We start from the raw sequence: 14809 nt of genomic DNA on the forward strand, positions 1-14809 counted from the left end.
CCGTGAGCGTATCGGGCCGGCCCCGAGACCGATCCGGAGCCGGGCGGCGGACGGCGGCGCCGCGGCCGTCGGGCAAACACGCGGCTCCGTCCGCCCGGCTCCCGTGCCGTTCAGACGCAGTCGTTGTCCACGGCCGCCGAGCGGGTCGGGGCCCGGCCCTGTTCGACGGGCCGGGACGCGTCGCGCACCCAGGCCGACCACGAGTCCACGTACAGGCCGATGGGCTGGCCCACCAGGGCGCCGGCGAACACCAGCAGCGCGCTGGAGACTCCGCCGCCGCAGTACGCGCCGACCTCGTGGGCGCCGATCGCGCGCCGGGACAGGAACCACTTCCGCAGCTCCACGGGGGAGAGCAGCAGCCCGTCGGGGGCGGTCAGTTCGGCCGAGTGGGCGTGCACGGCGTGCGGGATGTGACCGGTACGAGGATCGCCGGGCGTTCCGTTGTACGAGCCGGCGGGACGCGAGTCGAGCAACGTGCCGTAACGGGCGATCTCCGGGATGTCGGCGGCCCGCAGGACGCGCGGGCCGCCTTCGGCGGGCGGGCTCGACGCGCTCGGGGAGACGGCCGGCCCCGGCGCGCGGGGCGGGCCCGTCGGACCGCCCGCCCGGACCCAGGCGGGCAGACCGCCGTCCAGGATCCGTACCGAACGGAAGCCGGCCCAGGTGAGGACGAACCACGCGCGCGCCGCCGAGGACAGCTCCTCGACACGGCGGGTGTAGAGCACCAGGTCGTCGGCGGGTCCGACACCGTGCGCCAGCAGCGCCGCGTGCACGGCGCCGCACCGCGGCAGGGGGAGGTGACCGCTGTCGGCCGTCGGAAGGCCGGCGAAGTCGGACCTGACGGAGGTACGGACCGCGTCGGGCACGCTCCCCGTGATCGGGTCGGGGCCCGGGGCCATCGTCCGCCAGGGCGCCACCTCGACGAAGACGGTGTCCGCCCGCCGGGCGTACGCCGCCGTCGCGCCGACCAGAGGAGAGCCGCCGGCCGCGCTCACTGCGGCGCTCCCGAGGGATGCGGCACGAAGACCACCGGAAGGCTCTCCTTGAGGGCGTTGTAGATGCGGCACCGCTTCTTGTACTCGGCGACGAGTTCCTCGGCCGTGACGTGGTCGACGCCGTCGATGAAGCACTCCATGATGAGCGTGCCCAGGAAGTCGCCCTCGATCCTGCGCTCGATCCGGGCGAAGATCTCGACCTGCCGCTCGGGCCGGCCGCTCTCCAGGTAGTCGTGCCGGAAGGCGTTGAGCGCACAGGAGACGAGGGACGCGACGAGCAGGTCGAGCGAGCCGGCCTCCTCGCCCGGCCCGCCGCTGCGCACCGAGCCGTCCGACACGATCTCGAATCCCGCCCCGGCGATGGTGTAACGGCCCCGGACCTCGGTGGTCCGGCCGTGCAGATTGCTGACCACGGTCACTTTGTCGCTCACCGGAAAATTCTAGGCACGCGGCGGCTGAAGGCCCGCGGAGTCCGGACTCTGGACAGCGCCCCCGCCCGTGGTGGCCGTGCGCAACTGGTCGGCCAGCAGCGACACGACCCGGGTCAGTGACCGGTTGTCCTCCCGCAGGACGGCGATTTGATGCTCCAACTCCTCGATCCTGGCGAGCAGTTCCCGCTGACCTGCGGGCTTGGCGGTGGGCCGGCGGCCGGTGGCGGGGGCGGTGCGCGGCTCCCAGCCGTCGCCATGACCGTCGGCCGGGTCGCCGTCGTAGTCGTAACTGCCGTCGTCGTAGCGCGTCAGCCACTTGCGGAGCGACTGCGGGCCGACCTCGAACTCCTCGGCGACCTCCCGGACGATCGAGCGGTTCTCGGGTTCCTCGCGCCGCCGCTCCAGCACCCGCTCGACCGCGCGCTGCCGGACCTCGTCGCTGTACTTCCTGTCGAACACCACGCCGGTTTCCCCGTTCAGGAGACTGCAACACTGCTGACACGATACTTCAAGCGCTCTCGTGCCAACATATCGGCTACGAGGTAGTCGCACTCAGTTTATGTATCACCGCAGTATCGCCGCCGAGGTGGCCATGCGGGTACGTAGCGCTACCCGCTCACCCTTGAGCCGACGGAGAGGAACAACAACTCGTGTCCAGTTCAGGCCCGTGGCGCTGGCTCGCCGCAGTGGGCGCCGCGCTGACGCTTCTCGCAACCGCCGCCTGCTCGGGCCAGGGCGGGCAGGGTGACACCGGGGCCGACGTGGCCAAGAAGGACCGCTACGGCGGCACGCTCAACATCGGCCTCAGCGCCGACCCGGGCGGAGTCGACTCCGCGGTCGTCAACCAGGTCTGGCGCACGGTCGCCCGCGCCCTCGCCGACTCGCTGGTCTTCTACAACCCCGAGACGAAGAAGGTCGAGCCGTGGCTCGCCACCAAGTGGACGGTGAGCGACGACGCACGCACGTACTCCTTCGACCTCCGTGACGACGTGACCTTCCACGACGGCACGAAACTCACCGCGCAGGTCGTCAAGGCCAACCTGGAGAGCCTGAACCGGCCGGGCATCCACTCCAGCGCCAAGACCATCGTGCAGGGCATCAGCAGGATAGAGACGCCCTCCGAGCACAGGGTCACCGTCGAGTTCGCCGAACCGAACGCCGCCTTCCTGACCTCCCTCTCGCGCGCCTACGTCGGCATCGTCTCGGCGAAGACGGCCGCCCTTCCGGTGGAGAAGCGGCAGAAGTGGCTGGACGGCTCGGGCCCGTTCTACCTGAAGGAGTACGTCCCCAACCAGCGCATCGTGCTGAAGAAGCGCGAGGACTACGACTGGGCGCCCGAGTACTTCGAGCACCGGGGCGCGGCCTATCTCGACGAGGCCGTCTACAAGATCATCCCCGAGGACTCGGTCCGCAACGGCGCGGTCATCGGCGGCAACGAACTCCAGTTCGTCTACTGGGTCAACGCCAAGTACGTCTCCCAGCTCGAAGGCGCCGGACTGACGATATCCAAGACACTCAACCCCGCCACCGGCACCGAACTCCCGCTCAACACCTCGTCGCAGTTCCTCAAGGACGTGCGGGTCCGCCAGGCACTCCAGATCGGCGTCGACCGCGACGAGTTCGTCAAGATCGACTCCGGCGGCGTGGACCAGCCCGCGACCGGCCCGCTGAGCAAGGACAACCCCTACTACTCCGACCAGAGCGAACTGCTGAAGTACGACCCGAAGAAGGCCAAGAGGCTGCTGGAGCAGGCCGGCTGGAAGAAGACCGGCGCCGACGGCATCCGCGTCAACGCCGACGGCAAGCGGCTGTCGCTGCGCGCCCCGCAGGACGACGCCGGCTGGCAGGTGCTCCAGGACCAGTGGAAGAAGCTCGGCATCGAGCTGGTCCTCGACCCGCCACTGGACGCGGAGGCCAACGAGAAACTGCTCAGCGGCGAGTACGACATCGCCTACTGGTACGCCTCCTCGCCCGACCCGGACGTCCTGCGGGCCAACTACGGCACGACGAGCGGCTCCAACCGCAGCTTCATCGCCGACGGGGACCGCACGGGCCGGGAACTCGACCGGCTCCTGGAGAAGCAGAACCAGACGATCGACCCGGGCGAGCGGCAGAAGCTGGTCGACCAGGCCTCCCGCATCCTCGTGGAGCAGGCGTACGAGGTCCCGGTCTCCAACGACGTCGACATCTGGGCCTACTCGCCCCGGCTGCACGACATCGAGCCCGTCGGCCTCGACCAGTACCTGATCAACGCCTGGCTGACGAAGCAGTAGAGCGATGGCACGATACGGACTTCGGCTCCTGTACGGCGCGATCGTGGTGTGGGGAGCCTTCACCGGAGCGTTCTTCCTGCTCTACGTCGTCCCCGGTGACGCGGCGGGCGGCCTCACGGTCGGCGCCGACGGCGCCGACGTCGAACGGCTCCTGGCCGAGCAGCGCGAACTGCTCGGCCTGGACCGCCCGGTGTGGACGCAGTACTGGGACGCCCTGACCCGGGCCCTGCAAGGGGACTTCGGGCAGAGCGTCTACCAGCGCCGGGCCGCGGTGGACGTTTACTTCGAGTCCTTCCCCGAGACGCTGAAGCTCGCCTTCCTCGGACTGCTCCTCGCCGTCGTGCTCGGCGTCACCCTGTCGGTGGTCATCGAGCTGACCGACTGGAAGTGGGCGCGCGAACTGCTCATCTCGCTGCCGCCCGTCGCGGTGTCGCTGCCGCCCTTCCTGGTCGGACTGGTCCTGCTCCAGGTGTTCGCCTTCCAACTGGGCTGGATCAAGGCGGTCAGCGACCAGAGCTTCGGCGGACTGCTCGTCGCCTCGGCGGCCCTCGCGGTCGCCGGCGGCGGCAGCATCTCCCAACTGCTGACGGCCAATCTCCGCGCCGCGCTGACCTCGCCGTACATCGAGACCGCCCGCAACTGGGGACTCAGCCGCTTCGACGTCGTGGTCCGGCACGCCCTGCGCAACGCCGCGCTGCCGGTCGTCACCTCGCTGGGCACCACCGTCGGCGTGATGGTCGGCGGGACGGTACTCACGGAGACGGTGTTCTCCCGGCTCGGCGTGGGCCGCCTCGTGGTCGACGCCGTGAACGGCCGCGACATGCCCGTCGTCCTGGTCGCCGTCACGATCAGCGCGGTCGTCTTCGTCGTCGTCAACCTCGTCGTCGACGCGGTCTACCCGCTGCTCGACAAGCGGATCCGATGGGACGGATGACATGACGACCACTCTCGAAGCCGGGACGGCCACGCCGCCGTCCACCCGCCCACGGCCCTCGCGCGGGCGGCTCGCCGCACTGCTCCGCTCACCCGGACTGCTGCTGGCGTACCTGTGGATCGGCGTGATCCTGCTCGCCGCGGTCCACCCCGCGCTGTTCGTCCCCGGCGACCCGCTGCGGCAGGACGCGTCCAGCATGCTGCTGGCGCCGAGCGCCGACCACCTGTTCGGCACCGACGACTTCGGCCGCGACCAGCTCACCCGCACCGTGTACGGCACCCGGCTCTCCCTCCAGGCGGCGGTCATCGCCGTGACCATCGGCCTGGTGAGCGGCTCCCTGATCGGCCTCGCCGCGGGCGCGCTGCGCGGCTGGACCGACGTCGTCCTGATGCGCGTCGTCGACATCATGCTGGCGGTGCCCAGCCTGATCGTCTCGCTCGCCATCATCTCGGCGCTGGGCCGCGGCACCCTCAACATCGCCGTCGCCATCGGCATCAACAGCACCGCCGGCTTCGCCCGTCTGATGCGGTCCGAGGTGCTCAGGGTGAGCAACGCCAAGTACGTCGAGGCCTCGGTCTTCGCCGGGCACGGCTATGTGCGCCGGCTGTTCAAACACGTCGTGCCCAACGCGTCCCGGTCGGTGCTGGCCGCCGCGACCATGGACATCGGCACGGCAATCCTCACCGTCGCCGCGCTCAGTTTCCTCGGCCTCGGCGCGCCCCCGCCGACGCCCGAGTGGGGCCTTCTGGTGGCCGAGGGGCGCACGTTCATCGGCGTCCAGTGGTGGCTGAGCCTGCTGCCCGGACTGGTCATCGTGCTCAGTGTGCTCGCGGTCTACCGCATCGGCAGGTCGTTCAACCGAGGGAGGACCCGTGTCGTCGCCTGACACCGACCGGAAGAACACCGTGCTGCTGCGCGTACACGACGTGAGCGTCGAGTTCGCGCTGCCCGGCCGCGCCGCGACCCGCGTGCTCGACGGGGTCGGCCTGGACGTCGCGGCCGGTTCGGTCCGGGCCGTCGTCGGCGAGTCCGGCTCGGGCAAGTCCACCCTCGGCCGGGTCGTCACCGGCACCCTCGCCGAGAACGGCCGGGTCACCGGCGGAGAGGTCGCCCTCGACGGCCGCACGCTCACCAGGCTCTCCGAGCGGCGCTACCGGGCCGTGCGCGGCAAGGAGATCGGCTACATCCCCCAGGACGCGCTGCTCGGGCTCAACCCCCTGCTGCCCGTCGGCGTCCAGGCCGCCGAACCCCTGCGCGCCCACGGGCTCGGCTCACGCGCGGAACGCCGCGAACGCGTCCTCGACCTCTTCGCCGAGGTCGGACTGCGCGACCCCGCGCGGCTGTACGGCCGCTACCCGCACGAACTGTCCGGCGGGATGTGCCAGCGCGTGCTGATCGCCGCCGCGATGAGCACCCGGCCCCGGCTGCTGATCGCCGACGAGCCGACGACCGCGCTCAACGTCACCGTGCAGAAGACCATCCTGGACCTGCTGTCGAGCCTCGTGGAGACCGAAGACCTCGGCATCCTGCTGATCACCCACGACCTCGGGGTGGCCGCCGAGCGGGCCGACGACATCGCCGTGGTCAAGGACGGGCGGATCGTGCGCGCCGGACCGACCGCGGAGGTGGTCGCCGACCCGGGCGACGCGTACACGGAGGAACTGCTGCGCTCGTCCTCGCTGGGGTTCTCCGGCCGGCGGGCCGCCAGTGCCCGGCTGGAGTACTCCAGGACCGTGCCCGCCGACGCCCCCGTGACGGTCGAGGCCAAGGGGGTCGGCAAGACCTTCGCCGCCGGCCGGGGCGCGGAGCCGGTCACCGCGCTGGCCGACGCGTCCTTCCGGGTGCGCAGGGGGACCACACTCGGCATCGTCGGCGAATCCGGCTCCGGCAAGACCACGCTGGTGCGGATCCTCGCCGGGCTGACCCCGGCGGACACCGGCTCGGCCGAGATCGACGGCGAACCGGTCGTCCACCACCGCCGGGGAGCCGGGCAGGCCGGCCTCTACCGCAAGGTGCAGATGGTCTACCAGGACCCCTTCGCCTCACTGAACCCGCGCTCCACGGTCCGCGCCATCCTCGACGAACCCCTGCGGGGCCACCGCTACGGGACGGCCGAGGAACGCGCCCGCCGGATCACCGAACTGCTGGAGGTCACCGGCCTGCCCGCGTCGGTCGCCGACCGGTACACGGCGGAACTCTCCGGCGGCCAGCGGCAGCGGGTGGCCATCGCCCGCGCCCTGGCACCCCGGCCGGACGTCGTCGTCCTCGACGAGCCGGTCTCCGCGCTCGACGTGACCGTGCAGCGCCAGATCCTCCGCCTGCTCGACTCGCTCCAGCGCGAACTGGCGCTGACCTACGTCTTCATCTCCCACGACCTCGGCGTCATCGCCGAGGTGTCCGACGAGATCGTCGTCCTGCACCGCGGGCACATCGTCGAGCGCGGCCCCGCCCTGGACGTCCTCACCGAGCCGCGGACCGACTACGTCAGACAACTGCTCGCGTCGATCCCCGGAGCCGGCCGAGCCGTCCCGGCCGGCTCGGCCGTCCCCTCGTAGGCCCCGCGGCTTCGCAACAGAAAGGAACACATGATGCCCGAGCGACAGCTCCACCTGGGCTACATGCACTGGCTCAACGGCACCCACTGGGGCGGCTGGCGGCACCCGGACGCGCCCACGGCCGAGGCGTTCGAGCTGGAGTACGCCACCAGGGCGCTACGGATCGTCGAGGACGCCAAGTTCGACTTCTTCTTCCTCGGGGACACCCTCCCGGGCGACATCGTCGGCGAGCAGTGGATCACCACCCACAACACCGGACGCCTGGAGCCGTTCACCCTCGGCTCTCAACTCGCCCTGAACTCCTCGAAGATCGGGCTCGTCGTGACGGCGCACCCGACGTTCTACGAGCCGTACATCCTGGCCCGGCTCACCGCCTCCCTCGACCACCTCAGCGGCGGACGGCTCGCCTGGAACGTCGTCCTCGGCGCCTCCGACCTCGCCGCCCGCAACTTCAGCCTGCCGGACCTCGGCGGCGCCGGCCGCTACGAGCGCGCGGACGAGTTCATCCACGTCGTCCAGCGGCTGTGGGACAGCATCGAGGAGGGCGCCTACCTCCAGGACAAGAAGAACGGACGCTACATCGACGACAGCAAGGTCCACCGGCTCGACTGGGAGGGCAGGCACTTCCAGGTCGCCGGCACCCTGCCGCTGGAGCGTCCGCCGCAGGGCCACGTCCCGCTGCTGTACGCCGGCGCCTCCGAGCTGTCCCGGGAACTGACCGCGAAGTGGGCCGACATCAACTTCACCGGCCCGGCGACCCCCGAGGAGTCGATCGCGTTCAACACCGACGTCCGACGGCGGGCCGAACGCCTCCGGGGCCGCGTGGACCCGATCTTCTTCCTGCCCGGCATCACACCGCTCATCGCGGACACCCGGGCCGAGGCCGTCGAGCGCTACGAGGAGCTGAACACCCTGCTGCCCTACGACGACGACATCGTCGAGGGCGACCAGGAGGAGTCGTACTGGTCGGGGCCCGAGTGGGCCCGGATCGCCGGGTCGCCCCGGGGCGGGCTGCCCAGGGGCGTGCGCAGCGTCCGCTCGCTGTCCGAGCGGACCGGCGTCGACCTGCGGCCGCTCGGCATCGACGGCACGGTCAAGCCGGACACCGCCGACCGGTTCAACGCCTACGGCCGCGGGCTGCTGACCGCGCTCGCCGACCGCACCGGACGCACCGTGGACAACGCCGGCGTCCGGGTCAGGGACCTCCTCGGCGCCGCCATCGCGGGCAACTTCCCGCTCGTGATCGGCACGGCCGAGCATGTCGCCGACACCCTCGTCGACTGGTTCGAGCGCGGCGCCGCCGAGGGCTTCAACGTCAGCGTGCCCCACCTCTGGGAGCCGCTGCGGCGCTTCGCGGACGAGGTGGTCCCGATCCTCCAGGAACGCGGCGTGTACCGCACCGAGTACACCGCCGACACCTTCCGCGGCCACTTCGGACTGGACGTTCCCCCGAACACCTTCGCCGCGGCCGACCCCGTGACCGACGTGGAGGAACGAACCGCATGAGCGGCCGACGCAAACTCCGCCTGGGCCTGGCCGCCTACGGCACCGGCTGGGACCTGGACGCCTGGCGTCTTCCGGAGGCCACCAACTCCGGCCTCGACGACCCCCGCGTCATCCTCGACATCGCACGCACCGCCGAACGCGGCACGCTGGACTACGTCTTCGCCGGCAGCGCCCTCGGCAGCGAACCCGACCGCCTCAACCGCGTCTTCCGCTGGGACAACTTCGTCTACGCCGGCCACGCCGCCGCGATCACGGAGAACCTCGGGTTCGTGATGTCGGTCAACTCCTCCTTCGAGCACCCCTACGCCATCGCCCGGCAGCTCGCGACCCTGGACCGCTTCAACCAGGGACGCACCGCCCTCAACGTCGTCTTCGGCATCGACCGCGACGGCGACCCGATCGGCAACTACGGCAAGAACCCGGTGCCGACGCAGGAGACCAAGTACGCCCGCGCCCGGGAGTTCACCGAGGTCGTCAACCGGCTGCTCTACGAGAGCTGGGACGCCGACTTCCTGCTCGACGACAAGGCCGGATCCACCCTGATCCGCCCCGGCTCCTGGCACCCGATCGACCACCACGGCGCACACTTCGAACGTCCGCGGCCCGCTGAACGTCCCGCCGCCCGTCCAGTCCCACATCCCCGTCGTCCAGGTCGGCCTGTCCGAGGAATCCCTGCGCTACGGCGCCGACTTCGCCCAGCTCAGGTTCTCGCCGTACTTCGGCATCAGCCGAGGGAAGGAGGAGTACCGCAAGCTCAAGGAACGGGTCGCGGCCAACGGGCGCGACCCCGAGAAGTTCAAGATCATCCCAGGCATCACCTTCCACCTCGGGGGCACTGTCCGGGAGGCCCGCGCCAAGTTCAACGAGATCAACGCCCTCCAGCTCACCCAGGCGATCCCGGCCGCGTTCTCCCGGGCCCTCGGCATCGACCTGTCGCGGGTCCGCGACAGCGAACGCGTCCTCGACCTCGTCGACATCGACAAGGTCGCCGCCGACGCGCTGCGGCCACTGCTCAGCGACCGGGTCCGCCACACCGAGGACGACCGGGAACTGCTGCGGCACATCCTCACCACCCAGATCGGCGAGGACGCCACTCTGCGCGAGCTGTACCACTACGTCCAGCGCTCCCGCCACGCACAGCAGCCCGCCGTCGTCGGCGACGCGCGGGCCGTCGCCGACTGGCTGGAGGAGAACCTGGAGGAGGAGGTGCTCGACGGCGTCCAGCTCTTCCCGCCCTACCACCGCGGCCCCGCCGACCTCTTCGTCGACACGGTCGTCCCGGAGCTGCGCCGCCGGGGCATCTTCCGCACCGAGTACGAGGCCGGCACGCTCCAGGGCCTGCTCGACACCGACGACACCCGCTGACACGTCCGACCCACCACACCGAGGAGCCCCGTGCCCCCTGCACTCCACATCCCCGACGGACACCGCCGGCTCGGCTCCTCGGGCCTGGTCCTGTCCGAGATCGGCATCGGCGCCAGCACCTTCGGCCGGTCGGGCATGCGCGCGGCCGGCCAGGAGGCGGTCACCGCGATCGTCGACCGTGCCATCGACCTCGGCGTCACCTACTTCGACCTCGCCGAGGGATACGGCGACAGGCCCGGACAGAGCGAGGAACTGTTCGCCGCCGCGCTCGCCGGCCGCCGCGAACAGGTCGTCATCGGCACCAAGTTCGGCGGCAGCCTGAGCCGGGAACGCGGCGCCGCCTACACCCGGCCGGGCTCGCGCAAGTACATCCTCGCCGCCGTCGAGGAGTCCCTGAGACGCCTCGGCACCGACTACATCGACCTCTACCAGATCCACTTCCCCGACCCCCTCACCCCGGTCGAGGAGACCCTGTCGGCCCTCGACACGCTGGTGCGATCGGGAAAGGTCCGCTACATCGGCGCTTCCAACTTCAAGGCGTGGCAGATCGTCGAGGCGGAGCACACCGCAAGGTCGCGCCGGCTCACCCGCTTCGTCTCCACGACCGACGAGTACAGCCTCCTGTGGCGCGGGCCGGAGGAGGAGCTGATCCCGGCACTGGACCGGTACGGCCTCGGCTTCATCCCGTACTTCCCGCTGCAGAACGGGCTGCTCACCGGCAAGTACGCGGCGGACCGCGCACCCGCCGACGCGAAGATCACCAACCTGAAGCGGTATCTGCTGCGCTCGGCGCCGTGGGCGGCACTGGCGAAGTTCGAACAGTTCGCGCGCGACCGTGGCATCACCCCCGCCGCGGCGGCCCTCGGCTGGCTGCTCGCCCAGCCGACGGTCACCAGTGTCATCGCGGGCGTCACCGTGCCCGCGCAGCTCGACGAGAACGTCCTCGCCTCCCGCTGGGCCCCCACCGCCGAGGAGGAGGCCGAACTGCGCGGCCTGTTCACCGGGGACCTGTCGGGCGGCCCCGGTGTGGTCGACCGGGGATGACCTACCGCCCCGGCGACGCGGGCGCACCGGGCCGGGGCCCGGTCACGGCCGGCCGCGCGGGATCGGTGATCCAGGCGGACCAGGAGCCCGGGTACAGCGCCGCCCGCACCCCGAGCGAGGCGAGCGCCAGCACGGTCGCCGTCGCCGACACCCCGCTGCCGCAGTACGCGCCGACCTCGCGCCCGTCCAGGTGCGCGGCGTACAGCTCCCTCAGCCGGGCCGCGCCGTGCAGCGTCCCCCCGGTGAAGTTCTCCGTGCCGGGGACGCTGTGCGCGCCGGGGATGTGGCCGGTCCCCGTCCGCCGCGGATCGCCGGTGTAGGCCGCCGTGCCGCGCGCGTCGACCAGATGGCCCGAGGCCGCGAGCCGTCCGGCGTCCTCGGCGTCCAGCACGGGCAGCGAGCCGGACCGTACGACGGCCGTGCCGGCACCCGCGGGCGGAACCTCCGTGCCGAGCGCTCCGCCGGCCGAGAGCCACGCCGCCAGGCCCCCGTTCAGATAGCGCACGTCCCGCACCCCGGCCCAGCGCAGCACCCACCAGGCCCGGGTGGCGACGGCGGGGTTCTGCCGGGTGTGGACGACGACCGTGGTGCCGTCGTCCACACCCCAAAGGCGCAGCCGCTCCTGAAGCGCGTCCGCGTCGGGGAGCGGACCGCCACCGGACCCCTCGGCCGCCAAACCGACCAGGTCCACGTCGAGGGCCACATACCGCGCGCCGGGTATGTGCCCCGCCAGATAGGCCCGCCGGGCCTCGTCGCCTCCCTCCTCTTCCCGGCCGATCTCAAGAACGGTGACCGTCGAGTCGTTATGTAGCGCGGTAAAGAGTTCGGTCGCGGAAATTACGACATCATCGGTGGAAACTGGGCGCATCTCAGGCACTCCTCCGCTTCTCGGTGTTGTAAAACTACCCGCACGGTGATGTAGCGCTGCGTACTTTCTATTAAGCATTTACTACGGGCTTGTAGCGAGAGACGGGTCGGGTCCGGAGGCGCCCTGCCGCAGCGGATGTTCATGAGACCGCAACACGGTTCTCGGTATGCGGACCGGCACCGGAACGATCTCGACAAACGACAGCCCGCAGGGTAAATCTCCCGGGATGGATGTCGCCCTCAAGACCCCCGGAACTGTCCGCGGTACCCGTGCACTTCGACGCGTCGCGGCCCTCGCCCTGTGCGCCGTGGCGGTGGGCTGCGCCCCGCAGCCGCAGGACGACTCCTCCGCCGGGTCCTCGCCCTCCGCCGGACAGGACAGCTGCGCCAGGGGCGAGTTGGCGACACGGACCGCGGGCAGGCTGACGATCGCGACCGACGCGCCCGCCTACGAGCCCTGGTTCAAGGACGACGACCCCGCGAGCGGCCAGGGCTTCGAGTCGGCCACCGCCTACGCCGTCGCCGAGCGGCTCGGCTTCGGCGAGGACGACGTCGTGTGGCAGACGGTGCCCTTCAACAAGGCGTTCGCACCGGGGGAGAAGACCTTCGACTTCGACATCAACCAGGTGTCCGTGAGCGACGAGCGCAAGAAGGCGGTCGACTTCTCCTCCGGCTACTACGACGTTCGGCAGGCCGTCGTCGCGCTCAAGGGCTCCCGGGCGGCGAAGGCCACCGGCGTCGCCGGTCTGAAGGGCGTCAAGCTCGGCGCCCAGGTCGGCACGACCAGCCTGGAATTCATCCAGGACGTTCGTGCGGCCCGAGCGCGCCGCCGCCGCCTTCGCCAAGAACGACCAGGCCAAGTCGGCACTCAGCAACGGACAGGTCGACGCCATCGTGGTGGACCTGCCCACCGCCTTCTACATCACCGCCGCCGAGGTGACGGACGCCGAGATCGTCGGCCAGTTCGAGAACCGGGGCGGCGCCCCCGAGCAGTTCGGACTCGTCCTCGACAAGGGCAGCAGGCTCACCGCGTGCGTGTCGGCGGCGGTGGACGCGTTGCGCGAGGACGGCACCCTGGCCGGGATCGAGAAGCGGTGGCTCTCCGACGCCGTCGACGCGCCGGTGCTGAAGTGACGGTGACCCAGGAGAAGCCCGGCCGGGACGGCGCGGACGGCGACGGCTACGTGCCGTCGCCGCGCCGCCTGGACCGGGAACGCCACCGGCGCGCCCGCACGCGGCGCGCCACGGCGGTCGCCGCGCTGTCGACCCTCGTGACGGGCGCCGTGCTGTACCTGGTGGTCGTCAACGCGCCGGGCTGGCCCCGTACCCGCGAGACCTTCTTCGACGCCGGGTACGCCCGCGAGGCGCTGCCGCTGGTCCTGGAGGGACTGTGGCTCAACGTCCGGCTGCTGCTGGTCTGCGGCGCGGCCGTCCTGGTCCTCGGGCTGCTCATCGCCGTCGCCCGGACCCTGCCCGGACCGGTCTTCTTCCCGGTGCGCGCGCTGGCCGCCGCCTACACGGACTTCTTCCGCGGACTGCCGCTCATCATCAACCTGATGATCGTCGTCCTGGGCGTGCCCGCCCTGCGCCTCCAGGGCGTGAGCGTCGACCCCGTCCTGCTCGGCGGCACCGCGCTGACACTCACGTACTCGGCCTACGTCGCCGAGGTGTTCCGGGCCGGCATCCAGTCCGTCCACCCCTCGCAGCGGGCCGCCGCCCGCTCCCTGGGGCTCACCAACCGGCAGACCCTGCGCCACGTGGTCCTGCCCCAGGCGGTCCGGCGCCAGGTCCCGCCGCTCCTCAACGACCTGGTGTCCCTCCAGAAGGACACCGGACTGGTGTCGATCGGCGGCGCGGTCGACGCGGTGCGCGCCGCCGACATCATCGTGGGCCGCAGTCTCAACTACACGCCGTACATCGTGGCCGGGCTCGTCTTCGTCGCGCTGACCATCCCCATGACCCGGTTCACCGACTGGGTCACCGCGCGCACGGACCGGCGCCGGGCCCAGGGAGGCACCCCGTGAGCGGCACACCCGTCCTGCGCATGGAAGCGGTCCGCAAGACCTTCGGACAGCACGTGGTCCTGAGAGACGTGGCCCTCGAGGTCGCCCCGCACACGGTCACCGCCCTGATCGGCGCCTCCGGGTCGGGCAAGTCGACCCTGCTGCGCTGCGCCAATCTGCTGGAGGAGATCGACGACGGCGCGATCTGGCTGGACGGCGAGGAGATCACCGACCCGCGGACCGACCAGGACGCGGTACGACGGCGCATCGGCGTCGTCTTCCAGTCGTACAACCTCTTCCCGCACATGACCGTGCTGGAGAACATCACCCTCGCCCCGCGCCGGGTCCACGGAGTGTCCCGCGCGCAGGCCGAGGCGCACGCCCGCGAGCTGCTCGAACGGCTCGGTCTCGGCTCCAGGGCCGCCGAGTACCCCGACCGGCTCAGCGGCGGCCAGCAGCAGCGCGTCGCCATCATCCGGGCGCTGGCGGTACGCCCCCGCCTCCTGCTCCTGGACGAGATCACCGCCGCCCTCGATCCCGAGCTGGTGGGGGAGGTCCTCGCCGTGGTGCGGGACCTGAAGGACGAGGGCATGACCATGGTGCTGGCCACGCACGAGATGACCTTCGCGAGAGATGTCGCCGACCAGGTGTGCTTCCTGGAAAACGGCGTGGTCCACGAGCGCGGAACCGCCGAGCGGATCTTCGCCCACCCGGAGCGCGAGCGCACCCGGAGCTTCCTGCGCCGGGTCACGGAGGACGGCCGGCTCTGAAAACCTTCCGACGGCCCTGATCCGGCGGTCACCCGTACGGCGCAGGCCGTGGCGTCCGGGATCTCC

General features: G+C 71.2%; 13 protein-coding genes and 2 pseudogenes. 11 read left to right on the forward strand and 4 right to left on the reverse strand.

Features of this window, described 5'->3' with window-relative positions:
• Window positions 1–110 precede the first annotated feature (110 nt).
• From AC4IHM_RS32875 to AC4IHM_RS32885, 3 genes are read right to left on the reverse strand one after another with little or no spacing between them, the layout of a single operon-like run.
• Window positions 111–995, reverse strand: a complete 885-nt coding sequence (locus tag AC4IHM_RS32875) for a sulfurtransferase (protein WP_490870618.1) — start codon at window positions 993–995, stop codon at window positions 111–113.
• Window positions 992–1426: an OsmC family protein gene (locus AC4IHM_RS32880; protein ID WP_490870619.1), complete on the reverse strand. Its 435-nt coding sequence runs from the start codon at window positions 1424–1426 to the stop codon at window positions 992–994. Before AC4IHM_RS32880 ends, AC4IHM_RS32875 begins: the two co-directional genes overlap by 4 nt.
• Window positions 1427–1435: 9 nt before the next feature.
• Window positions 1436–1888 carry a transposase gene (locus AC4IHM_RS32885; RefSeq protein WP_490870620.1) on the reverse strand — a complete coding sequence of 151 codons (453 nt, stop codon included), beginning with the start codon at window positions 1886–1888 and terminating at the stop codon, window positions 1436–1438.
• Window positions 1889–2076: 188 nt separating this feature from the next.
• Between AC4IHM_RS32885 and AC4IHM_RS32890 the strand changes: the two genes are divergently transcribed.
• The 8 genes and pseudogenes from AC4IHM_RS32890 (at window position 2077) to AC4IHM_RS32925 (ending at window position 11103) form a co-directional block, all read left to right on the forward strand.
• Window positions 2077–3699, forward strand: coding sequence for an ABC transporter substrate-binding protein (locus AC4IHM_RS32890; protein ID WP_490870621.1), 1623 nt, complete (start codon window positions 2077–2079; stop codon window positions 3697–3699).
• Between the two features lie 4 nt (window positions 3700–3703).
• Window positions 3704–4633: an ABC transporter permease gene (locus AC4IHM_RS32895; protein ID WP_490870622.1), complete on the forward strand. Its 930-nt coding sequence runs from the start codon at window positions 3704–3706 to the stop codon at window positions 4631–4633.
• A gap of 1 nt (window position 4634) precedes the next feature.
• Window positions 4635–5519 carry an ABC transporter permease gene (locus tag AC4IHM_RS32900; protein WP_490870623.1) on the forward strand — a complete coding sequence of 295 codons (885 nt, stop codon included), beginning with the start codon at window positions 4635–4637 and terminating at the stop codon, window positions 5517–5519.
• A complete protein-coding gene (locus AC4IHM_RS32905) occupies window positions 5506–7188 on the forward strand; it encodes a dipeptide ABC transporter ATP-binding protein (protein ID WP_490870624.1) in 1683 nt (560 codons plus the stop codon). The genes AC4IHM_RS32900 and AC4IHM_RS32905 overlap by 14 nt, the downstream gene beginning before the upstream one ends.
• A gap of 33 nt (window positions 7189–7221) precedes the next feature.
• A complete protein-coding gene (locus tag AC4IHM_RS32910; RefSeq protein WP_490870625.1) occupies window positions 7222–8694 on the forward strand; it encodes an NtaA/DmoA family FMN-dependent monooxygenase in 1473 nt (490 codons plus the stop codon).
• A 636-nt stretch (window positions 8695–9330) separates the two neighbouring features.
• Window positions 9331–9837: pseudogene (locus AC4IHM_RS32915) on the forward strand (LLM class flavin-dependent oxidoreductase); the annotation flags it as partial.
• Window positions 9838–9900: 63 nt separating this feature from the next.
• On the forward strand, window positions 9901–10059 hold the full coding sequence (locus AC4IHM_RS32920; RefSeq protein WP_490870626.1) for a hypothetical protein: 159 nt from the start codon (window positions 9901–9903) through the stop codon (window positions 10057–10059).
• Between the two features lie 30 nt (window positions 10060–10089).
• Complete coding sequence (locus AC4IHM_RS32925; RefSeq protein WP_490870627.1) at window positions 10090–11103, forward strand: aldo/keto reductase; 1014 nt, start codon at window positions 10090–10092, stop codon at window positions 11101–11103.
• A 1-nt stretch (window position 11104) separates the two neighbouring features.
• Here the strand turns inward: AC4IHM_RS32925 and AC4IHM_RS32930 are convergent, their stop codons facing one another.
• Complete coding sequence (locus AC4IHM_RS32930) at window positions 11105–11971, reverse strand: sulfurtransferase (protein WP_490870628.1); 867 nt, start codon at window positions 11969–11971, stop codon at window positions 11105–11107.
• A gap of 226 nt (window positions 11972–12197) precedes the next feature.
• On the opposite strand from AC4IHM_RS32930, the pseudogene AC4IHM_RS32935 reads away from it, so the two are divergent.
• The 3 genes and pseudogenes from AC4IHM_RS32935 (at window position 12198) to AC4IHM_RS32945 (ending at window position 14743) form a co-directional block, all read left to right on the forward strand.
• A pseudogene (locus AC4IHM_RS32935) lies at window positions 12198–13104 on the forward strand (ABC transporter substrate-binding protein).
• Entirely contained in the window at window positions 13101–13994 is an 894-nt protein-coding gene (locus tag AC4IHM_RS32940; RefSeq protein ID WP_490870629.1) for an amino acid ABC transporter permease, read from the forward strand. The pseudogene AC4IHM_RS32935 and the gene AC4IHM_RS32940 overlap by 4 nt, the downstream one beginning before the upstream one ends.
• A gap of 20 nt (window positions 13995–14014) precedes the next feature.
• Window positions 14015–14743, forward strand: a complete 729-nt coding sequence (locus tag AC4IHM_RS32945) for an amino acid ABC transporter ATP-binding protein (protein ID WP_490871003.1) — start codon at window positions 14015–14017, stop codon at window positions 14741–14743.
• Window positions 14744–14809: the final 66 nt, after the last annotated feature.

It is taken from the genome of Streptomyces sp. SL06 (assembly GCF_058244745.1).